This window comes from Streptomyces sp. NPDC004609 (genome assembly GCF_042873655.1).
Taxonomy (GTDB): domain Bacteria; phylum Actinomycetota; class Actinomycetes; order Streptomycetales; family Streptomycetaceae; genus Streptomyces.
This window is the reverse complement of record NZ_JBIALS010000023.1, coordinates 122346-143742: the sequence shown is the minus strand read 5'-3', so window position 1 is coordinate 143742 and position 21397 is coordinate 122346. Positions and strand designations below refer to the sequence as shown.

At 72.9% G+C, this 21397-nt stretch carries 17 protein-coding genes and 1 rRNA gene; 14 read left to right on the top strand and 4 right to left on the bottom strand.

Annotated elements, in window-relative coordinates; all coding sequences use genetic code 11:
• The 3 genes from rrf to ACFYT4_RS22975 form a co-directional block, all read left to right on the top strand.
• Positions 1-91: ribosomal RNA gene (gene rrf / locus ACFYT4_RS22985) — 5S ribosomal RNA — on the top strand; the annotation flags it as partial.
• A 182-nt stretch (positions 92-273) separates the two neighbouring features.
• Positions 274-1554 (top strand): hypothetical protein, encoded by a 1281-nt coding sequence (locus ACFYT4_RS22980; RefSeq protein ID WP_389271938.1) that lies wholly within the window; start codon positions 274-276, stop codon positions 1552-1554.
• Positions 1539-2243, top strand: coding sequence for a hypothetical protein (locus ACFYT4_RS22975; protein WP_389271935.1), 705 nt, complete (start codon positions 1539-1541; stop codon positions 2241-2243). Before ACFYT4_RS22980 ends, ACFYT4_RS22975 begins: the two co-directional genes overlap by 16 nt.
• Positions 2244-2291: 48 nt before the next feature.
• Here ACFYT4_RS22975 and ACFYT4_RS22970 read toward each other — a convergent pair whose 3' ends face one another.
• Positions 2292-3575, bottom strand: a complete 1284-nt coding sequence (locus tag ACFYT4_RS22970) for a DUF1015 domain-containing protein (RefSeq protein WP_389271932.1) — start codon at positions 3573-3575, stop codon at positions 2292-2294.
• A gap of 80 nt (positions 3576-3655) precedes the next feature.
• Between ACFYT4_RS22970 and ACFYT4_RS22965 the strand changes: the two genes are divergently transcribed.
• On the top strand, positions 3656-4723 hold the full coding sequence (locus tag ACFYT4_RS22965) for an HAD hydrolase-like protein (protein WP_389271929.1): 1068 nt from the start codon (positions 3656-3658) through the stop codon (positions 4721-4723).
• Between the two features lie 171 nt (positions 4724-4894).
• Positions 4895-5770, top strand: coding sequence for an ABC transporter ATP-binding protein (locus ACFYT4_RS22960; protein WP_389271926.1), 876 nt, complete (start codon positions 4895-4897; stop codon positions 5768-5770).
• A 184-nt stretch (positions 5771-5954) separates the two neighbouring features.
• Here the strand turns inward: ACFYT4_RS22960 and ACFYT4_RS22955 are convergent, their stop codons facing one another.
• A complete protein-coding gene (locus tag ACFYT4_RS22955) occupies positions 5955-6302 on the bottom strand; it encodes an SCP2 sterol-binding domain-containing protein (protein ID WP_389271923.1) in 348 nt (115 codons plus the stop codon).
• 288 nt (positions 6303-6590) lie between these two features.
• On the opposite strand from ACFYT4_RS22955, the gene ACFYT4_RS22950 reads away from it, so the two are divergent.
• From ACFYT4_RS22950 to ACFYT4_RS22925, 6 genes are all read left to right on the top strand, one after another.
• Positions 6591-6872, top strand: coding sequence for a hypothetical protein (locus tag ACFYT4_RS22950; protein ID WP_389271981.1), 282 nt, complete (start codon positions 6591-6593; stop codon positions 6870-6872).
• A gap of 7 nt (positions 6873-6879) precedes the next feature.
• Positions 6880-7695 (top strand): TlyA family RNA methyltransferase, encoded by an 816-nt coding sequence (locus tag ACFYT4_RS22945; protein WP_389271920.1) that lies wholly within the window; start codon positions 6880-6882, stop codon positions 7693-7695.
• On the top strand, positions 7692-8612 hold the full coding sequence (locus ACFYT4_RS22940) for an NAD kinase (protein WP_389271917.1): 921 nt from the start codon (positions 7692-7694) through the stop codon (positions 8610-8612). Before ACFYT4_RS22945 ends, ACFYT4_RS22940 begins: the two co-directional genes overlap by 4 nt.
• 27 nt (positions 8613-8639) lie before the next feature.
• A complete protein-coding gene (locus tag ACFYT4_RS22935) occupies positions 8640-8798 on the top strand; it encodes a hypothetical protein (RefSeq protein ID WP_389271915.1) in 159 nt (52 codons plus the stop codon).
• A 110-nt stretch (positions 8799-8908) separates the two neighbouring features.
• Positions 8909-10660: a DNA repair protein RecN gene (gene recN / locus ACFYT4_RS22930; RefSeq protein WP_389271912.1), complete on the top strand. Its 1752-nt coding sequence runs from the start codon at positions 8909-8911 to the stop codon at positions 10658-10660.
• 248 nt (positions 10661-10908) lie between these two features.
• Positions 10909-11982 carry a glycosyltransferase family 4 protein gene (locus tag ACFYT4_RS22925; protein ID WP_389271909.1) on the top strand — a complete coding sequence of 358 codons (1074 nt, stop codon included), beginning with the start codon at positions 10909-10911 and terminating at the stop codon, positions 11980-11982.
• 445 nt (positions 11983-12427) lie between these two features.
• On the opposite strand, the gene ACFYT4_RS22920 is transcribed toward ACFYT4_RS22925, so the two are convergent.
• Both ACFYT4_RS22920 and ACFYT4_RS22915 read right to left on the bottom strand, forming a co-directional pair.
• On the bottom strand, positions 12428-14056 hold the full coding sequence (locus ACFYT4_RS22920) for a PucR family transcriptional regulator (protein ID WP_389271906.1): 1629 nt from the start codon (positions 14054-14056) through the stop codon (positions 12428-12430).
• Between the two features lie 81 nt (positions 14057-14137).
• Complete coding sequence (locus ACFYT4_RS22915; protein ID WP_389271978.1) at positions 14138-15940, bottom strand: glycoside hydrolase family 15 protein; 1803 nt, start codon at positions 15938-15940, stop codon at positions 14138-14140.
• A 495-nt stretch (positions 15941-16435) separates the two neighbouring features.
• Here ACFYT4_RS22915 and ACFYT4_RS22910 point away from each other — a divergent pair, with 495 nt between their 5' ends.
• The 3 genes from ACFYT4_RS22910 to ACFYT4_RS22900 all read left to right on the top strand — a co-directional run bounded on the left by ACFYT4_RS22910 (position 16436) and on the right by ACFYT4_RS22900 (position 21356).
• Positions 16436-18085 (top strand): CTP synthase, encoded by a 1650-nt coding sequence (locus ACFYT4_RS22910; RefSeq protein WP_389271903.1) that lies wholly within the window; start codon positions 16436-16438, stop codon positions 18083-18085.
• Between the two features lie 104 nt (positions 18086-18189).
• On the top strand, positions 18190-18816 hold the full coding sequence (locus ACFYT4_RS22905) for an NUDIX domain-containing protein (RefSeq protein WP_389271975.1): 627 nt from the start codon (positions 18190-18192) through the stop codon (positions 18814-18816).
• A gap of 161 nt (positions 18817-18977) precedes the next feature.
• The gene (locus ACFYT4_RS22900; protein WP_389271900.1) at positions 18978-21356 is read left to right on the top strand and encodes a tetratricopeptide repeat protein; all 2379 of its coding nucleotides are present in this window, start codon (positions 18978-18980) and stop codon (positions 21354-21356) included.
• Positions 21357-21397 lie beyond the last annotated feature (41 nt).

Sequence of the window (21397 nt, the reverse complement as noted above, 5' to 3'; positions counted from 1 at the left end):
GCCCGGTTACATTCCGAACCCGGAAGCTAAGCCTTTCAGCGCCGATGGTACTGCAGGGGGGACCCTGTGGGAGAGTAGGACACCGCCGAACAATTATTCAGGACCCTTGGTCCAGCGTTCACGCTGGACCAAGGGTCCTTTTTTGTATGCCGAAGCGCATCCGATGACCGGGTGCGCGAGAATGATCGCAGTACCTCAAGACAGGAGTCACGTCGATGTCCACCAACTCTCCCGACGATCGTCCGGAGCGCGAGCCGCGCCGTAGGGACGGTGGTGACCGGGGCGGATTCCGTGGTGGTCGCGATGACCGTGACCGTGGACCTCGTCGTGACGACGACCGTGGTGGGTACCGCGGGCCCCGTGACGACCGAGGCGGACGCCCCGGCGGTGGCAGTGGCGGTGGCGGCTATGGGCGCCGCGATGACGACCGCCGGCGTGATGACCGTCGTGACGACCGGCCCGGTGGCGGCTTCCGTCGTGACGACCGTTCTGGTGGTGGGTTCAGGCGTGACGATCGCCGTGATGAGCGTCCTTCCGGTGGGTTCAGGCGCGACGACCGGCGGGATGACCGCGGGCCTCGTCGGGACGACCGGCGGGATGACCGGTCCGGTGGCGGCTTCCGTCGTGATGACAGGCGTGATGACAGGCCGTCGTTCCGTCGCGACGACGACCGTGGTGGGTACCGCGGGCCCCGTGACGACCGAGGCGGACGCCCCGGCGGCGGACCCGGACACGGCCGTCGGGATGACCGCGACCGGGGACCCCAGCGTGACGACCGTTCTGGTGGTGGGTTCAGGCGTGATGATCGCCGTGATGAGCGTCCTTCCGGTGGGTTCAGGCGCGACGACCGGCGGGATGACCGCGGGCCTCGTCGGGACGACCGCCGGGATGACCGGTCCGGTGGCGGCTTCCGTCGTGATGATCGTCGGGATGACCGGCGTGACGAGAGGCCGTCGTTCCGTCGTGACGACGACCGTGGTGGGTACCGCGGGCCCCGTGACGACCGAGGCGGACGCCCCGGCGGTGGCAGTGGCGGTGGCGGCTATGGGCGCCGTGATGAGCGTCCTTCCGGCGGGTTCAGGCGCGACGACCGGCGGGATGACCGCGGGCCTCGTCGGGACGACCGCCGGGATGACCGGTCCGGTAGCGGCTTCCGTCGTGATGACCGTCGTGACGACCGGCGTGACGAGAGGCCGTCGTTCCGTCGTGACGACGACCGTGGTGGGTACCGCGGGCCCCGTGACGACCGAGGCGGACGCCCCAGTGGAGGTCCCGGACACGGCCGTCGGGACGACCGCGACCGCGGCGGGCGCCCCGGTGGTGGCGGTGGCTACGGCCGCCGGGACGATCGCGGTGGGTATGACCGCGGGGGATACGGCCGGCGTGACGACCGTGACAGGGACCGGCCCGAGAGGGAGCCGATCAAGCGGCTGCCGATTCCCGAGGACGTCACCGGGGACGAGATCGACAAGGACGTACGGCAGGAACTCCAGAGCCTGCCGAAGGGGCTTGCCGAGGACGTCGCCAAGAACCTCGTCATGGTCGCCAAGCTGATCGACGAGGACGCCGAGCAGGCGTACGCGTACTCCAAGATCGCGCTGCGGCTTGCCTCCAGGGTGGCCGCTGTCCGGGAGGCCGCGGGATTCGCCGCGTACGCGACCCAGAGGTACACCGAGGCCCTGGCCGAGTTCAGGGCGGCGCGGCGGATGACCGGCAGTGTCGAGCTGTGGCCCGTCATGGCCGACTGCGAGCGCGGGCTCGGGCGGCCCGAGAGGGCGCTGGCCATGGCCGGGGAGCCCGAGGTGCAGAAGCTGGACAAGGCCGGACAGGTGGAGATGCGGCTGGTCGCGGCCGGTGCGCGGCGGGACATGGATCAGCTCGACGCCGCGATCGTGACCCTGCAGAGCCCGGAGCTGGCTTCCCACTCCGTACAGCCGTGGACCGCGAGGCTGCGGTACGCGTACGCCGACGCGCTGCTGGCGGCCGGGCGGGAGGACGAGGCGCGCGAGTGGTTCGCGAAGGCGCTGGAGGCCGACAAGGACGGGGCGACCGACGCCTCCGACCGGCTGGCCGAGCTGGACGGGGTGGAGTTCGTCGACGCCATCGACCTGGACGAGGACACGGAGACCGGGGACGAGGACACCGGTACCGTCGTCGAATCCCCCGATGCCGATGCCGATGCCGGTGATCTCGGGGACGTCGACGAGGCCGCGGACGACATCGAGGACGACGAGGACAAGTAGGCACGGAGAGCGAAGAAGGGCGGCCCCTCTGGCAGGGGCCGCCCTTCCTCATTCCAGCGTGAGGCTTCTCAGCACCAGCCCCGTCGCCGGCTTCGGGCCGAAGGACGTGGACTTACGGGGCATGGTGACGCCCTTCTCCGCCAGTTCCCGGACGACGTCCTCCCGTACGGGGTGCATCAGTACCGCGGTGCCGCCACGACGGACGGCCTGGGTCACGGCCGCCTCCGTGTCATGGATGTAGGCGATCTCCTCCGGAGTGTCCGGGATGCGCCAGATGTGGTCGAGAAGGGTGGAGTGGAGGACCGTCGCGTCGAGGGTGCGCCAGGCTTCGGGGCGGTCGGTCCGGACCGTACGGGCGAGGAGCTCGGGGTCCGGGCGGTCGACGAGATGGAAGGAGCCGTCTCCTGCCAGCAGGAACGCGTTCGATTCGGCGGCGGCTTCCGCGAGGGCCTCCAGGGCCCGGGGGAGCGGGGTGTCGAGCCGTCGGACGCGGAAGGCGGCGGCTTCGATCGCGGTCAGGGCGTCGGAGACCGGGAGACGGTGCAGCAGCCGGTGGATCGCCCGTACGCGCAGGGGGTAACGGGCCGTGTCGATGAGCAGGACCAGTCCGTAGCTCCACGGTCCGTGTCCGGGATGCTCGGCACGCAGCCGCAGGTAGGTGGCCCAGCGGTGGTGGCCGTCGGCGATGAGGGCCTGGCGGTGGGCCAGATCGGCGTCGACGGCGGCGAGTTCGGCGGGGTCCGTGACCGGCCACAGCCGGTGGCTGAAGCCGTCCTCGGTGGTGGTGGCCAGCAGCGGCGGGCGGCGGACGGTCCGTTCGATGACGGCGGTCGTGCCGGTCGCCTCGCCCGTGCCGCGATAGGTCAGCAGCAGGGGTTCGAAGTTGGCGTCCGTCGTGCGCATCAGGGCAGCGCGGTCGGCAACGATGTCGGGCATCACGTCCTCGTGCGGAAGGACGACCCCCTCCGACGGCTCGGACAGGGCGAGCGCGCCGATGACCCCGCGCTGGAGGATGTCGCCGTGGCGCTGCTCGTACACATAGAGCGCGGGTTCCGGGTCCGGGGCCAGGACGCCGTCGGCGAGCCATCGGGAGAGCGTGTCGGCGGCCTGCTGATGGCGGGCGGCCGGGGTGGCGGCCTGGGGGAGGATCAGCCGGACGATGTTGTGCGGGTCGGCCGATTCGAGGTGGTGCAGTCCGTCGGGCCTGACGACGACGTCGTACGGCGGCGAGGTGACCGCGGCGAGTGAGCCGACCCGTTCGGGGACATAGCGCAGTCCGCGGAAGGGGATCAGTCGCAGACCGTCGTCGGCCGCGGGACCTTCGCTGTTCATCCGTGCATCGTATGCGGGGTGCGGTATGCGCGATGATCGGGGAGTGACGGGGAGTGGCACCGATCGAGGGGCGAGCGAGCATGAGTCAGCAGAGCAGGACCCGGCCGGGCGGCAGTACGACGGCGCTGAGCGAGGCGTACGACACGGCGCTGCTCGACCTGGACGGGGTCGTGTACGCGGGCGGTGAGGCGATCGCGTACGCCGTGGACTCGCTGCTGGCCGCCCGTGACGGCGGGATGCGGCTCGCGTATGTGACGAACAACGCGCTCCGGCCGCCGGCCGCCGTGGCCGCGCACATCACCGAGCTGGGGGTGCCCACGGAGGCGTCCGAGGTCATCAACTCCGCCCAGGCGGTGGCACGGTTGATCTCCGAGCAGGTGCCGGCCGGCTCCCGGGTGCTGGTCATCGGCGGGGACGGGCTGCGGGTCGCGCTGCGCGAGCGGGGACTCGAACCGGTGGAGTCGGCGGACGACGGCCCGGCGGCGGTGGCGCAGGGGTACGGGGGGCCGGGGCTCGCCTGGGGGCGGTTCGCCGAGGCGTGTTACGCGATCGCGCGCGGGGTGCCGTGGTTCGCGTCCAACACCGATCTGACGATTCCGAGCGCGCGGGGCATCGTGCCGGGCAACGGCGCGGCGGTGGAGGTGGTACGGATCGCCACGGGCGCCGAGCCGCAGGTGGCGGGGAAGCCGCTGCCGCCGATGCACCGGGAAACGATCCTGCGGACGGGGGCCAGGAGGCCGCTGGTGGTGGGGGACCGGCTGGACACGGACATCGAGGGCGCGTTCAACGGGGGAGTCGACTCGCTGCTCGTCCTGACGGGGGTGACCGACGGGGCGCGGCTGCTGGCCGCGCCGCCCGAGCACCGGCCGACGTATGTGGACGCCGATCTGCGCGGGCTGCTCACCGCGCAGCCCGGGGTGAGCCCGGTGGCGGGCGGATTCGTGTGCGGGGGCTGGACCGCTTCCGTGCGCGATGACGAGCTCGTCGTCGAGGGCCCCGGGGAGAGCGGTGGCCGGGCCGCGAGCGAGGGCGGGGCCGACGGGGCGATGGACGGGCTCCGGGCGCTGTGCGCGGCGGCCTGGACCCACGCGGGCGACGGGGTCTGTACGGCGGACGCGGGCAAGGCGCTGTCCAGGCTGGGGCTGTAGAGCGCTCCCGGAGCACAGCCGTCCGAGCTTGTGAAGGGTAGGCTACCCTAACTTCTTGTTGGTCGGTTGTTTTCGGCTGCTTGGCTGCTCGGCGGTCCCGGTCGCGCCCGGCGCGAGGCGGCCGAGCACCGAGCCCCGGCTTCCGAGCCCCCGATCCAGGAGTGCGACCCCATGCAGCGACTCACCGCGGAATCGGTGACGCTCGGCTATGACCAGCGCGTCATCGCCGAGGACCTGTCGGTGGAGATACCCGACAACTCGTTCACGGTGATCGTGGGTCCGAACGCGTGCGGCAAGTCGACCCTGCTGCGGGCTCTGGCCCGGATGCTGAAGCCCACCCGGGGCCGCGTCCTCCTCGACGGGCAGATCATTCACTCGCTCCCCGCCAAGAAGGTCGCCCGGGTCCTCGGTCTGCTGCCGCAGTCGTCGATCGCGCCCGACGGGATCACGGTCGCCGATCTCGTCGCGCGCGGGCGCTATCCGCACCAGCGGCTGCTGCGGCAGTGGTCGCCGGACGACGAGCGCATCGTGCAGGAGTCGATGGAGGCCACGGGAGTCGTCGAATTGACGGAGCGCTATGTCGATGAATTGTCCGGCGGGCAGCGGCAGCGCGTATGGATCGCGATGGCGCTCGCGCAGCAGACCCCGCTGCTGCTGCTCGACGAGCCCACGACCTTCCTCGACATCCAGCACCAGATCGAGGTGCTCGATCTCTGTGCGGAGCTCCACGAGAGCCAGGGGCGGACACTCGTCGCCGTACTGCACGACCTCAACCAGGCCGCCCGGTACGCCACTCATCTCGTGGCGCTGAGCGAGGGGAGGGTCGTCGCCGAGGGCGCGCCGCCGGACGTGGTCACCGCGGAGCTGGTGGAGGAGGTCTTCGGGGTGAGGAGCCAGGTCATCGACGATCCGGAGTCCGGTACGCCGCTGGTGGTGCCGGCGGCCCGCAGACGGGCGGGCGCGCGCGGCGGTGCGGCTCCCGGCCGCGCGGTCCGGGAAAACGACGGGGCGCCGGTCCGGGACCTGACGACCGCGGAGAACCGGTGACCTGCCATCGTGCCCGGTGCGAGCCCGGCACCCGTCCGGTACGCCTGCGGTGCGAGCCAGGCACCTGTCCGGTGTGCGAGCCCGGTGTGTGACGCGCCGGTCGTACGGCGCGGCAGGCAGGCATCCGGGGAAGGTCCGGCCCGGCGGCGTGCCCCCGGCCGGCCCGGCGGTTGCGGGACGGGATCTACAACAGGCTCCTGAGGCGTACGAGATCGCGGAAGCCCGCCTCCAGTTTCACCCGGCCCGAGGCCCATGCCTTGGCGAAGTTCAGCTCCCCGTCCACCATCGCCACCAGATCGTCGCCCTTCATCGCGAGCCGGATCTGCGCCTTCTCGCGCGGCGGCCCGTCGAGGGTGTCGGCGACCTCGATACCTCCGCCCCGGAGGCGGCCGGTGAACGTGGTGTCCAAGTCCGTGATGTGGCAGCTGAGGGACCGGTCGAGCGCGGTGGCGCTGCGCATGTCGCCGTCCGCCCGCGCGAGATTGTCGCTGAGTCTCTTGAGCGCGCTGCGGCACTCTTCCGTCGTGGCCATCGTGATCGACGTTACCGCAGGCCCTCGGGGTAGCGTCTGGGCATGAGCGACTCGATGCCGGGCCCGGAGAGCCACCGGGCCGAGGGCGTGCACGGGATGCGGGGAGTCACGCCCCCGGACGCGGCGCCCGACAGTACGGCCGCAGACGTCACCCGGCCCGCCGGACCGACGGCCGCGCCGACCGTCCCGCCCGAACTCCCCCCGCCCCCCTCGCCTCCCGGATCGGCTCCCTCTCCATCACCCTCGTCTTCTGCGCCCGCCGCGGACGAAACCTCCGTCACGCACACAATCTCCGCCGCTGACGAATCCTCCGGGGCGCGCGAACCGGCCGTGTCGTACGAGCCCGCCGGTCCGGCTCCCCTCGGCGTGCAGCGCCTGCCGACCGGGCACGCCGGGGTGGATGCCCTCATGGAGCGGCTCGCCGACGCGGACCACCTCCCTGCGGACGGACACCTGGAGGTGTACGAGGATGTACACAGGGGCCTGCGCGACACGCTGACCGCGCTCGACGCCCGCCAGGGGCCGCCCGTACCGGTGCCCCCGTCACCCGCGTACGACCACAGGAGCTGAACCGAACGTGGCAGGAGTCGCCCGTCGCCGTCTCGACGCCGAGCTGGTGCGCCGCAGTCTGGCGCGCTCGCGCGAACACGCGAGCCAGCTGATCGCCGCGGGGCGGGTGACCGTCGGCGGTAATGTCGCGGCCAAACCCGCCACCCAGGTCGAGACGAGCGCCGCCATCGTCGTCACCTCCGACGACAGCGACCCGGACTACGTCTCGCGCGGCGGGCACAAGCTCGCCGGGGCGCTGGCCGCTTTCGTGCCGCGCGGTCTGAAGGTCGAGGGCCGGCGGGCCCTGGACGCGGGCGCGTCGACCGGAGGCTTCACCGACGTCCTGCTGCGGGCGGGCGTGGCCCATGTGGTCGCGGTCGACGTCGGATACGGACAACTCGCCTGGTCGCTCCAGAGCGATGAACGGGTGACGGTCAAGGACCGTACGAATGTGCGCGAGCTGACACCGGAGACGATCGGGGGTGAGGCGGTGGACCTGGTGGTGGGAGATCTCTCCTTCATCCCGCTCGGTCTCGTCCTGCCCGCGCTCGTCCGGTGCACGGCCCCGGACGCGGACCTGGTGCTGATGGTGAAACCGCAGTTCGAGGTCGGCAAGGAGCGCCTCGGCAGCGGGGGAGTCGTACGGAGTCCCGAGCTGCGCGCGGAGGCGGTGAGGACCGTGGCGGGCAAGGCCGCGGAACTCGGTCTGGGTGTGCTGGGCGTCACCGCCAGCCCACTGCCCGGACCCTCCGGAAACGTCGAGTACTTTCTGTGGCTCAGGGCCGACGCGCCCGAGCTGGATCCGGCGGACGTCGACCGTGCCGTGGCGGAGGGACCCCGTTGACCACACCAGCAGCGACCACAGACCGTACCGTTTTCCTGCTCGCGCACACCGGCCGCAAGGCGGCCATCCGCAGCGCCGAACTCGTGGTGCAGGGGCTGCTGCGCTGCGGTATCCGCGTACGGGTACTGGAGGCGGAGGCGGCCGATCTGCCCCTGCCGCCGTCCGTGGAGACCGCTCCCGAGGCGACCCCGGAGGCGCTCGACGGCTGTGAACTGCTCGTCGTCCTCGGCGGCGACGGGACCCTGCTGCGGGGCGCTGCGTTCGCGCGCGCCTCCGGGGTGCCGATGCTCGGCGTCAATCTGGGGCGGGTCGGCTTTCTCGCGGAGGCCGAGCGCGACGACCTCGACCGGGTGGTCGACCGGGTGGTCACCCGCTTCTACGAGGTCGAGGAGCGCATGACCATCGATGTCGTCGTGCGCAGCAACGGGGGCATCGTCCACCGCGACTGGGCGCTCAACGAGGCCGCCGTCCAGAAGGTGTCCCCGGACCGGATGCTGGAGGCGGTGCTGGAGGTGGACGGGCGGCCGGTGACCGCGTTCGGCTGCGACGGCATCGTCTGCGCCACGCCGACCGGTTCGACGGCCTACGCGTTCTCCGCGGGCGGGCCCGTGGTGTGGCCGGAGGTGGAGGCCCTGCTGATGGTGCCGATCAGCGCACACGCCCTGTTCGCGAAGCCGCTGGTGACCTCGCCGAACTCGGTGCTCGCGGTGGAGGTGCAGCCGCACACCCCGCACGGGGTGCTGTGGTGCGACGGGCGCAGGACGGTGGAACTGCCGCCGGGGGCACGCGTGGAGGTACGGCGGGGGGCCGTGCCGGTACGTCTCGCCCGGCTGCACCACGCGTCGTTCACCGACCGGCTGGTCGCCAAGTTCGCGCTGCCGGTGTCGGGTTGGCGGGGGGCGCCTCCGCCGCAGTGAGTCTCGACCGCACCTCACCTGTCGTACATGTCGTACATGTCCTGCGCGTCGGACGGGTCGGCGAGGGCCGCCGGCCCGGACGAGGGATCGCCGGGTGATCGGCGCGGGACGGACCGCGTGATCGGCGCGGCGGCGGCGGGCGCGGTGGAGTGGGACGCCTGCGGGCTCGATCACCGGTTCGGGTGAGGAATCACCGGACGGGTGAGGAGGGCAGGCCGGTCGAACGGAGTGCCGCGGGGCCCTCGGTGCCTCACCCTGGTGTGGGTCCGCGTCGCGCCGCCCCGGCGAAACCTCGTATGGTCGTGTCCGTGTTGGAGGAGATGAGGATACGGTCGCTCGGGGTCATCGACGACGCTGTCGTCGAGCTGTCCCCCGGTTTCACCGCGGTGACCGGTGAGACAGGCGCGGGCAAGACCATGGTCGTCACCAGCCTGGGGCTGCTGCTCGGCGGGCGCGCCGACCCGGCGCTGGTGCGGATCGGCGCGAAGGCGGCCGTCGTGGAGGGGCGTGTCCGCGTGCGCTCCGGCGCGACCGCGGCCGTACGCGCCGAGGAGGCCGGCGCCGAAGTCGAGGACGGCGCTCTGCTGATCAGCAGGACCGTATCCGCGGAGGGGCGCTCCCGGGCGCACCTCGGAGGGCGTTCCGTTCCGGTGGGCCTGCTGGCGGAGCTCTCGGACGAACTGGTCGCCGTGCACGGCCAGACCGACCAGCAGGGGCTGCTGCGCCCGGCCCGGCAGCGCGAGGCGCTCGACCGGTACGCGAGCGGGGCGGACGGTGCCTTCGACGGGCTGCAGGCCAAGTACGCGACCGCGTACCGGCGGCTGCGGGCCGTCGTGGCCGAACTGGACGAGCTGACGACGCGCGCCCGTGAGCGCGCGCAGGAAGCGGATCTGCTGCGCTTCGGGCTCGACGAGATCGCGGGTGTCGAACCGCGCGCGGGTGAGGATGTCGAACTCGCCGCCGAGGCCGAGCGGCTCGGCCACGCCGAGGCCCTCGCCTCCGCCGCGGCCGTCGCCCACACGGCGCTCGTCGGGAACCCCGAGGACCCGGAGGGCGTCGACGCGACCACTCTGGTCGCGGGTGCCGGGCGGGCCCTCGACGCCGTGCGCGCCCACGACCCCGCCCTGGCCGCGCTCGCCGAGCGCATGGGCGAGATCTCCATCCTCCTCGCCGATGTCGCGGGCGAACTCGCCGGATACGCGGACCGTCTCGACGCCGATCCGCGGCGGCTCGCCGCCGTGGAGGAACGCCGGGCCGCGCTGACGGGGCTGACCCGCAAGTACGGCGAGAACATCCAGGCCGTTCTGGCCTGGGCGGAGGACGGCGCCGCCCGCCTCACCGAGCTGGAGAGCGACGACGACCGGATCGACGGGCTCACCGCCGAGCGCGACACCCTGCGCGGTGAGCTGTCCGTGCTCGCGCAGGCGCTGAGCGACGCGCGTACGGAGGCGGCGGCGCGGTTCGCGTCGGCGGTCACCGAGGAACTGTCGTCCCTCGCGATGCCGCACGCGCGCGTGTCGTTCGCGATCCGCCAGAGCGACGACCCCGAGGGCGTCGAGGTGGACGGGCGGCCGGTGGCGTACGGCCCCCACGGCGCCGACGAGGTCGAGCTGCTGCTCGCCCCGCACCCGGGCGCGCCGCCCCGGCCCATCGCCAAGGGCGCGTCCGGCGGTGAGCTGTCGCGGGTGATGCTGGCGGTCGAGGTCGTCTTCGCGGGGACGGACCCCGTGCCGACATATCTCTTCGACGAGGTCGACGCGGGAGTCGGCGGCAAGGCGGCCGTCGAGATCGGCAGGCGGCTGGCCAGGCTCGCCAAGTCCGCGCAGGTGGTCGTGGTGACGCATCTGCCGCAGGTGGCCGCGTTCGCCGACCGGCAGCTGCTGGTCGAGAAGACCAGCGACGGCTCGGTGACCAGGAGCGGTGTCACGGTCCTGGAGGGCGAGGACCGGGTCCGTGAGCTGTCGCGGATGCTGGCGGGCCAGGAGGACTCCGAGACGGCCCGTGCGCACGCGGAGGAACTGCTCGCGACGGCGCGGGGGGACGCGTAGCCGATACGGGGACCGCCACGGGGTGTCCGTCACCGCGGCCCCGGTCCCGGATGCGCGCTTACGGCACCGGCCCGCGGGGCCGCGGCGGACGCTCCCGCCGCCGGGTCGCCGTCCTGGCACCCGGGGGGCGCCCTGGGGGCTGCCCGGCGTGGAGCGCTCACCCGTGTGGGTGATACGGGGAGGCCGGGAGCCGGGCACCCGTACAGCCGCGTTCCCGCAACGGGCTTACGGGCTGGCATCCTTGGCGGGTGACACAGCTGCGAACGGTCCAAGTGCTGGGCGGCGGCAGCGCGGGAAGCAGCGCGCACGTCCGGTCACTGGCCGCGGGGCTGGTGGCGAGGGGCGTGCGGGCGACCGTGTGCGCCCCTGCCGAGCTGGAACACCTCTACGACTTCACGGGCGCGGGCGCGCACTTCGCCTCCGTGCCGCGCCGTAGTGATCCCGCGGCCGTCGCCGCCCTGCGCGCCGCCTGCGCGGACGCCGACCTGGTGCACGCGCACGGGCTGCACGCGGGCGTGCGGGCCGCGCTGGCGCTCAGCGGGCTGAGGGTGCCGCTCGTCGTCACCTGGCACACCCGCGCCCATGACGACGGTGCCCGGGGGCAGGTGCTGCGGCTTCTGGAGCGAAGGGCGGCGCGGGCGGCGGCGGTCGTCCTCGGCACCTGTTCCGAACTCGTCGACCGTGCCCGCAGGCGCGGCGCGCGGGACGCCCGGCTGGCGCCGGTCACCGTCCCCGTCCCGCAGGGGCTCCGCGCGGAGGGCAAGGCCAGGGCGGAGCTGGGTGTCCTCGACCGGCCGCTGGTGATGAGCTTCGGCAGCCTGGTGCCGCACCGCGGCTACGGGATTCTGCTGGACGCCGCCCGGCGGTGGCGGGAGCTGGATCCCGTACCCCTGGTCCTGATCGCGGGGGAGGGGCGCGAGCGGGGGGAGCTGGAGCGGCGGATCGGGGAGGAAGGGCTGCCGGTACGGCTGCTCGGGTGCCGGGAGGACGCCGTCGACCTGCTCTCGGCGGCGGACGTCGCGGTTCTGCCCAGCCGCTGGGAGGCCCGCTCGCTTCTGGCGCAGGAGGCCCTGCGGCTCGGTGTTCCCCTGGTGGCGACCTCCGTCGGCGGGGTGCCCGAACTCGTCGGCGACGCCGCGGAACTGATCCCGTACGGTGACGCCGGCGCACTCGCCGACGCGGTCTCGTCGCTCCTCGCGGACGAGCCCCGGCGCGCGGCGCTCGCCCTGGCGGGCCGGGTCCAGGCGGCCACCTGGCAGACGGAGGACGAGACGGTGGCACAGGTGCTGAGCGTGTACGACGAGGTGGTGGCGGCGCGCTGAGACGCGGCCCTGGCGCCCGGGTCACCCGCCGGGCGGGGTGCGCTCTCGTGGACAGGGCGGGCCGGGTCCGCCCGGGCGGGGGCCTGCGGTCCCGCGTTTCTGCGGCGCGGGCCGGGCGGGCTGCTGCGGGCCTCGCCGGCGGTGGAGGCGAGGGTGTGTGCCGGTACGGGCGGGGGCTGGGCGCACCCGGTGGTTCCGGCGGGCCCGGGGTGCGGTTCTGCGGCGCGGGGTGACTGAGGGCGCGCGCCCTCGTCGTGTGCCGTACGGGAGGGCCGGGTGCGGTGGGTCCGGGCTGGGCGGTTGTTTTCGGCCTCGTCGGGGAGGCGTGGGGTCCGGCCCCGTGACGCCGTACGGGCGGGGCCGGGGGTGCCCGGTGACTTCGGTGCGTCCCGGGGCGGGCGGGCTGCTGTCGGCCTCGCCGGCGGGGAGGAGCGGAGCCCCCGGGTCAGGGAAGGTGGCGGCGGGCGCGGAGCGCCAGGCTCAGCGCCAGGACCGTCTGGGGGTCGTCCAGGTCCGTGCCGAGGAGGTCGGCGATCCGGGCCAGGCGGTTGTAGAGGGTCTGGCGGTTCAGATGGAGCTCGCGCGCCGTCTCCGCCTTGCGGCCCGCGTGCGCGAGATACGTCTCCAGCGTGGGCAGCAGCGCGGGACGCGACGCCGCGTCGTGCTCCCTGAGCGGCCCGATCGCGCGCTCCACGAACGCCGCCAGGTCCGGATCCTCCCGCAGGCGCCACAGGAGCAGCTCGGTGTCGAGGCGGTGCGCGTCGTACCAGGGACGGTCGGTCAGGCCCTGCGCCGCCGTCGCCGTCTCCGCGGCGTGCCGCAGACCCGCCGAGACCGCCGCCCAGCCGCCTGCCCGGCCCGCCACCACGACCGGGGGATGCGCCCCCGCCCGTTCCAGGCCGGCACGCTCCACACCCGCCCGCAGCGCCGCCGCCACCCGGTCCGCGACCGCCGGCCGCTCGGCCTCCGAACGCAGGCCGACCAGCAGCGGAACCCGGCCCTCCACCGGGCGGACGCCCAGCAGCACGGGCGAGCCCATCGCGGACAGCTCCTCCAGCAGGGTGTGGGCGAGCGGCGCCCAGGTCCCCGACGACAGGGAGAGCCGCATGACGATCGGCAGCAGCGGACCGGTGCCCGGCCGGAAGCCGAGGACCTTCGCCTGGGCGGGCGCGTCCGCCGCCGTGATACGCCCCTCCGCGAGGTCGGTGAGAAAGTCGCCGCGCCCGCGCGCGGCCAGCTCCTCCTCCTGGCGCGCCTGCATCAGCACGACCGCCAGCAGCCCGGCCGCCCGTTCCGCCGCCATGCGGTGGACCGTGAGCAGCGGTGATCCGACGGCGGGCAGCACCAGCCGGGCCCGTACCGCGGCGACTCCGCGCCCGCCGCCGGGAACGTCGACGAGGACCGTCCCCGCGGGCGGTGACGCGCGGACCTCCCGGGCGCCGCGCAGGCCCTCCCACACCTGGAGGGGATCGGCTCCGGCCCGGCCGGACCCGGAGCCGGCCGCGTACAGCAGCTCCCCGTCCGCGGTCTCCAGGAAGACCGGGTTCGCGGCGAAGTCCGCGAGGATGCGCAGGACCTGCGGCACCCCGCCCCCGCCGAGGAGCACCTCCGTACAGCGCCGGTGGACCTCCTCCGCGCGCCGGAGGAGGGCGTAGTGCCCGTTGACGATCTCGGTGTGGATCTCCTCGGTCACCGAGACGAAGGGGACCTCGCGGCGGAGCTGCACCAGCGGCAGCCCGGCAGCCCGCGCGGTGTCCACGACGGTCGACGGCAGTCTGCTGAAGCGCGGGCCCAGCTCGACGACCAGCGCGGAGATCCCGCGGTCCGCGAGCCGCCGGACGAAGGCGCGCTGCTCGGCGGGACGGGTCCCGAGCCCCATGCCCGTCGTCAGCAGCAGCTCGCCCCCCTTGAGCAGGGAGGCGATGTTCGGCACCTCGCCGGCGTGGACCCAGCGGACCGTGCGATGGAGCCGGTCCGCACCGGCGACGACCTCCGGCAGCCCGGAGCGCAGGACCGGCAGCTCCAGTGCCCTGCGTACGGTGATACCGCCCTGGGGCTCCCCTTGGGTCTCCACTCAACTGCCGCCTTGCGTTGCGAAAAGGGTCGTATGTGCGGTTCGGACGCTACCCCGTCCCGCACCGTACGACCCCGCGCCCTACCCTCCGTACGCGCCCGAGGCGGTGAGCCGCAGGGCGGTGTCGATCAGCGGGACATGGCTGAACGCCTGCGGGAAGTTGCCGACCTGGCGGCCGTGCTTGGAGTCCCACTCCTCGGCGAGCAGCCCGAGGTCGTTGCGCAGTCCGAGGAGCTTCTCGAAGAGCTTGCGGGCCTCGTCGACCCGGCCGATCATCGCGAGGTCGTCGGCCATCCAGAACGAGCAGGCGAGGAACGCGCCCTCGTCGCCCTCCAGACCGTCCACTCCGGCGTTCTCACCCGCGGTGGGATAGCGCAGGATGAAGCCGTCCTCGGTGGACAGTTCCCGCTGGATCGCCTCGATGGTGCCGATGACGCGCTTGTCGTCGGGCGGGAGGAAGCCCATCTGCGGAATGAGCAGCAGGGAGGCGTCCAGCTCGCGGGAGCCGTAGGACTGGGTGAAGGTGTTGCGTTCCTTGTCGTAGCCCTTCTCGCAGACATCGCGGTGGATGTCGTCGCGCATGGTCTTCCACCGCTCCAGCGGGCCGTCCGCGTCCCCGGACTCGATGAGCTTGATGGTCCGGTCGACGGCGACCCAGGCCATGACCTTGGAATGGACGAAGTGCCGGCGGGGGCCGCGGACCTCCCAGATGCCCTCGTCGGGCTCCATCCAGTGGTTCTCCAGGTAGTGGATCAGCTTGAGCTGGAGCAGCGCGGCGTAGTCGTTGCGGGCGAGACCGGTCATATGGGCCAGGTGCAGGGCCTCGGTGACCTCGCCGTAGACATCGAGCTGGAGCTGATGGGCGGCGCCGTTGCCGACGCGTACGGGTGCGGAGTTCTCGTAGCCCGGCAGCCAGTCCAGCTCCGCCTCGCCCAGCTCCCGCTCGCCCGCGATCCCGTACATGATCTGCAGGTTCTCCGGGTCACCGGCGACCGCGCGCAGGAGCCATTCGCGCCAGGCGCGGGCCTCCTCGCGGTAGCCGGTGCGCAGCAGAGAGGACAGGGTGATGGCGGCGTCGCGCAGCCAGGTGTAGCGGTAGTCCCAGTTCCGGACGCCGCCGATCTCCTCCGGGAGGGAGGTGGTGGGCGCGGCGACGATGCCGCCGGTGGGGGCGTACGTCAGGGCCTTGAGCGTGATCAGTGAGCGGACGACGGCCTCGCGGTAGGGGCCGTGGTACGTACAGTGCTCGACCCACTCGCGCCAGAACTCCTCCGTCGCCTCCAGCGACGCCTCCGGCTCCGGCAGCGCGGGCGGCAGGTGGTGCGAGGGTTGCCAGCTGATGGTGAACGCGATCCGCTCACCGGGGGAGACGGTGAAGTCGGAGTAGGTCGTGAGGTTCTTGCCGTACGTCGCCGCCGGGGTGTCCAGCCAGACCGAGTCGGGTCCGGCGACGGCGACCGTGCGGCCGTCGACCTTGTGGACCCAGGGGGTGATCCGTCCGTAGCTGAAGCGCATCCGCAGCGCGGAGCGCATAGGCACCCGCCCGCTGACGCCCTCCACGATTCGGATCAGCTGAGGGGCCCCGTCACGGGGCGGCATGAAGTCCGTGACGCGGACCGTGCCGCGCGGGGTGTCCCACTCCGACTCCAGGATCAGGGAGTCACCGCGGTAGCGGCGCCGGTCGGCCGTGGGGGGTTCGGCGTTCGCGGCATGGGCGGGTCCCAGCCGCCAGAAACCGTGCTCCTCGGTGCCGAGGAGTCCGGCGAAGACGGCATGCGAGTCGAAGCGGGGCAAGCACAACCAGTCGGCTGTGCCGTCCCGGCAGACCAGCGCAGCGGTCTGCATATCCCCGATGAGTGCGTAATCCTCGATGCGCCCGGCCACGTGCATCTCCAGTCGAACGGCCATGTCCGCCCCGCGGGGCGCTTGCTGCTGTCAGGGGACGGCGAGCGCGGGGATGCCGGTCCGACGTGCGGGAATGCGATATTCCGCCGCCCGCCCGTCATCTACCACCACCCTGCTCTGATGCGCTTCGCGCGCCCCTCGGCATCGCTCAGCAGAGCGAGTGTCCGAGCAGGATACGACGCACCACAGGTATCCGCGTGGCGGTCTGGACAACGCGGGTCCCCCGAACGGGTGGGCTACGGATGAGCGCCTGGTGAGACGGGTGTGCACCGCTGAGATCGAAGGTGTGCGAGTGGGGACGCATGGCCGGAAGCGGGCTCCCTTCGTCGCTGATACCCTGGTACCCCGTGGACCGGTGGCATGCCTGTGGGAAACAGCGGCCCCGAAACCGCAGCGACGGCATCCCCCGACCCGATCGGGACGGCTGCCGGTTCGCACCTCACCCCTCGCGACCACGGGAGCCCCCTCTTGGCGATGCCGCCCAAATCCATGACGACCAAGCACATCTTCGTCACCGGGGGTGTCGCCTCCTCCCTCGGCAAGGGGCTCACTGCTTCCAGCCTGGGCGCGCTGCTCAAGGCCCGGGGCCTTCGCGTCACGATGCAGAAGCTCGACCCCTATCTGAACGTCGACCCCGGCACGATGAACCCGTTCCAGCACGGTGAGGTGTTCGTCACCAACGACGGCGCCGAGACCGACCTGGACATCGGCCACTACGAGCGCTTCCTCGACGTCGACCTCGACGGCTCGGCCAACGTCACCACCGGGCAGGTCTACTCCCAGGTGATCGCCAAGGAGCGCCGCGGCGAGTACCTCGGCGACACCGTCCAGGTCATCCCGCACATCACCAACGAGATCAAGGGCCGAATCCGCCGGATGGCGACCGACGACGTCGACGTCGTGATCACCGAGGTCGGCGGCACGGTCGGCGACATCGAGTCGCTGCCGTTCCTGGAGACCGTCCGCCAGGTCCGTCACGAGGTCGGCCGGGACAATGTGTTTGTGGTGCACATCTCGCTGCTGCCGTACATCGGCCCCTCCGGCGAGCTGAAGACCAAGCCGACCCAGCACTCCGTCGCCGCCCTGCGCAACATCGGTATTCAGCCGGACGCGATCGTGCTGCGCGCCGACCGCGAGGTCCCCGTCGCCATCAAGCGCAAGATCTCGCTGATGTGCGACGTGGACGAGACCGCGGTCATCGCCTGCCCGGACGCCCCGTCCATCTACGACATCCCCAAGGTCGTCCACACCGAGGGCCTGGACGCCTATGTCGTGCGCAAGCTCGACCTGCCGTTCCGGGATGTGGACTGGAGGACCTGGGACGATCTGCTGGACCGGGTGCACAACCCCGACCACGAGGTCACGATCGCGCTGGTCGGCAAGTACATCGATCTGCCGGACGCGTATCTCTCGGTGACGGAGGCGCTGCGCGCGGGCGGCTTCGCCAACCGGGCGCGGGTCAAGGTCAAGTGGGTCGCCTCCGACGACTGCAAGACCCCCGCCGGCGCCAAGAAGCAGCTCGGTGACGTGGACGGGATCTGCATCCCCGGCGGCTTCGGCGACCGGGGCGTCAGCGGCAAGGTCGGCGCGATCCAGTACGCCCGGGAGAACAGGATCCCGCTGCTCGGCCTCTGCCTGGGCCTCCAGTGCATCGTGATCGAGGCCGCGCGCAATCTCGCCGAGATCGCCGGGGCCAACTCCACCGAGTTCGACGCCGCCACCGCCCACCCGGTGATCTCCACCATGGAGGAGCAGCTGGCGTACGTGGAGGGCGCGGGTGACCTCGGCGGCACCATGCGGCTCGGGCTCTACCCGGCGAAGCTCGCCGAGGGCTCGATCGTGCGCGAGGTCTACGACGACCAGCCGTACGTCGAGGAGCGCCACCGGCACCGCTACGAGGTGAACAACGCCTACCGCGCCGAACTGGAGAAGAAGGCCGGGATCGTGTTCTCGGGCACCAGCCCGGACAACAAGCTCGTCGAGTACGTCGAGTACCCGCGCGAGGTGCACCCCTATCTGGTCGCCACCCAGGCGCACCCGGAGCTGCGCTCCCGCCCGACCCGCCCGCACCCGCTGTTCGCGGGCCTGGTGAAGGCCGCGGTGGAGCGCAGCGCGGACGCCTGACCCCCAGGCGTTACGGTGGGCCGGGGTACGTGTCCGCCTTCGGGCGCGTGCCCCGGCCGACGTCGCGGCAGCCCCCGGGAGGACCCCTTTTCATGAACAGGGCCATGGCCATCGAGGACACACCCGAACAGTGGCCGGTCACCGCGACCGCCACCCCGTTCCGGGGCAAGAAGACCAGCGTGCGCACGGATGACGTGGTCATGCCCGACGGCTCGGTCGCGCGCCGTGACTACCAGGTCCACCCGGGCTCGGTCGCCATCCTCGCGCTCGACGACGAGGACCGGGTGGTCGTCCTGCGCCAGTACCGGCACCCCGTACGGCAGAAGCTGTGGGAGATCCCGGCCGGTCTGCTCGACATCCCCGGGGAGAACCCGCTGCACGCGGCCCAGCGCGAGCTGTACGAGGAGGCGCACGTCAAGGCCGAGGACTGGCGGGTGCTGACCGATGTGTACACCACGCCCGGCGGCTGCGACGAGGCCGTACGGATCTTCCTCGCCCGCGATCTCTCGGTCGCGGAGGGCGAGCGGTACGAGGTCTCCGAGGAGGAGGCCGACATGGAGCTGGCGCGGGTACCGCTGGAGGATCTCGTGCGCGGCGCGCTCGCCGGAGACCTGCACAACAACTGCCTGGTGGTGGGCGTGCTGGCGGTCGTCGCCGCACGGGCGGGCGCGGGTCTCAACGCGCTGCGCCCGGCCGGGGCGCCCTGGCCGGCCCGCCCGTTCGAAGCCTGACACATCCGCTGATCCGATGATCTTCCGATCCGATTGATCCGATCAGGTGATCCATCGGGCACGCTCCCCCCGGTTCGTAGCAGAGAGTGAACTACGCTCGGAACGCCCGTGCGGATTCCCTGCGGGCTCGGCTCGTGCGCGACTGGACGGGAGCGTGGCCCGTGACGGATCAGGCGGTGGACTCGGACGGTCGGACCGGATCGCCCCGGGTTCAATTCTTCGGACGGCTCAGGGAGTTGAAATCCCTTCAGGCCGATGTCGAACGGGCCGGACTGGACACCATCGCGGGCCGCAAGGCCCCGCGTGCCCGGGTGCTCCTCATCGCCGGAAGGCCCGGTTCGGGACGCAGCGCGCTCGCCGAGCAGCTCATCGGAAAGCTCGCCGGCCGCTATCCCGACGGGGTGCTGCGCGCCCGGCTCACGGATCCGGACGGACGCCGGGTTCCCACCGAGGAGACGGCCCGCGCCCTGCTGGACACCCTCGGTGTCGCCGCGCCGCCCGGCGCCGACGAGGACGAGCTGTCCCAGATGGTGCGGGACGCGCTCGCCGGCCGCCGGGCCGTGCTGCTGCTCGACGACGCCGGTGACGCCGGGCAGGTCGACCCGCTGCTGCCCGACAATCCGGACTGTCTGCTGGTGGCGGTCGCCGAGGGTCCGCTGACGGGGATCGCCGACGTACGCCCCTGCACCCTCGGCGGCATGGACCCCAAGGCCGCGATCGAACTGCTGGCCACCTTCACCGGTTCCGTACGGATCACCGTGGACCCGCAGGCGGCCGAGTCCGTCGCCGAGGAGTGCGCGGGGCAGCCCGCCGCGCTCGTCCTGGTCGGCGGCTGGCTCGCGGCCCGGCCCAAGACCTCCGTCGCCGACGCGACCAAGCAGCTGCGGGCGCTGCCCGACGACAGCGAGCAGCCGCAGGCGGTCAGACCCCTGGCCCGCGCCTTCCGGCTGGTGTACGAGTCCCTGCCCGGGCCGGTCGCCCGCACCCTGCGGCTCCTCGCGCTGGCACCCGCCGGGCTCGCCGACGCGCACACCGCGTCCGCGCTGGCCGGCGGCTCGGTCGAGGACGCCCAGGCGGCACTGGACGAGTTCGTCTCCCTCGGTCTGCTGCACCCGGAGGGCGAGCTGTACCGGGTGCCGGGCGCCCTCGTACCGCTGCTGACGGCGGCGATCGAGGCATTCGACAAGCCGGGGGAGGTGCAGCTCGCCCGGGCCAGGATGCTGGAGCGGACCGTACGGCTGCTCCAGTCCTGCCGGGCCGTCACCGAACCGGAGGGGTCCCCGGCCCGTCGGGCGCTGGCCGGACTGCCGCGCCCGCTGCGGTTCGCGGACCCGGAGGCCGCCGGGGCGTGGCTGGCCGTCCGGCAGCACGCGCTGGTCGCGTCCGCGCGGATCGCGGTGGCGGACGGAGGCCTGGACACTCTGGCCAGAAGGCTGGTCGCCGCGCTGGTCAGAGCGCTGGCCGCGCACCGGGGCACCGAGGCCGCGGCCCCCGAGCTGTACGGGCTGCACCGGCTGGTCCTCGGGGTCGCCGAGCGCCGCGGACTGCACCGGGAGGCCGCCGCGGCCCTCCTGAACCTCGCCGACCTGGACGCCCAGACAGGCCGCAACGAGGAGGCGCTCGCCCGCTACCGGGCCGCGCTGGACGCCGGGCGGGCGGCGAACGACCCCTACGCGACCTCGCGCGCGATGGAATCCGTAGGCGGCGCGTACCAGGAGCTCGGGGACTGGCAGCGGGCCGCCGACTGGTACGGGCGGGCGCTCGCCCAGCGCCAGACGCGCGGCGAACGCGCGGACGAGGCACGGCTCTACGGCCGCCTCGGCACCGCCCACACCTACGCCGGGCGGTACGGCGAGGCGCTGCGCTGCTGGCGGGCCTCGGTCGCCGGGTACCGCAGGGTCGGGGATCTGCCGTCCCAGGCGCGGGCGCTGAGCGAGGCGGCCCGGGTCCAGGAGTACGCGGGGCGGCCGGAGGAGTCGCTGCACACCTGCCAGGACGCGGTGGAGTGGGCACGTCAGGCGGGGGACGTACGGCTGCAGGCCGCGCTGCTGCTCCGGCTGGCCGACACCCTGGACCGGCTGGGCGATCCGGCCGCCGCGCGGCTGCACCGGGAGGGTGCGGAGCGGCTGCTGGCGGCGGAGGACGACGCCGGTCGTACGGGCGGTGGTGACCGTGGCGCGGACGACGGCGGCGCGGGCGGTGCGGACGGCGCTGACGGGTCGTCCGGCGCCGCCGCACCCGGCGGTGGTGAGGGCGCGGGCGCCGGTGAGGACGCCGCAAGTCGGGCCGCCACCGCGGGTGGTGGAACTCCCGGGGGCGGCGAGGGGACGCGGCGCGCGCACCGGGACGGTACGGAGGACACCGGCGCCCGGGACGCCGCCGATGCTCCGGAAGGCTCCGGTCACCGGGACGGCTCCGATGCCCGGGACGGTACCGGCAGCACGGCAGGTACTGGTGGCACGGTCGGAGCCGATGGCACACATGAAGGTGGAGTGAAAGGTTCCACCTACGAAATCCGCAGTGGTGCGGGGAGAGATTAAAGCTTTGCAAGGCTAGACAGCGGGAAATCCTTCATTAGACT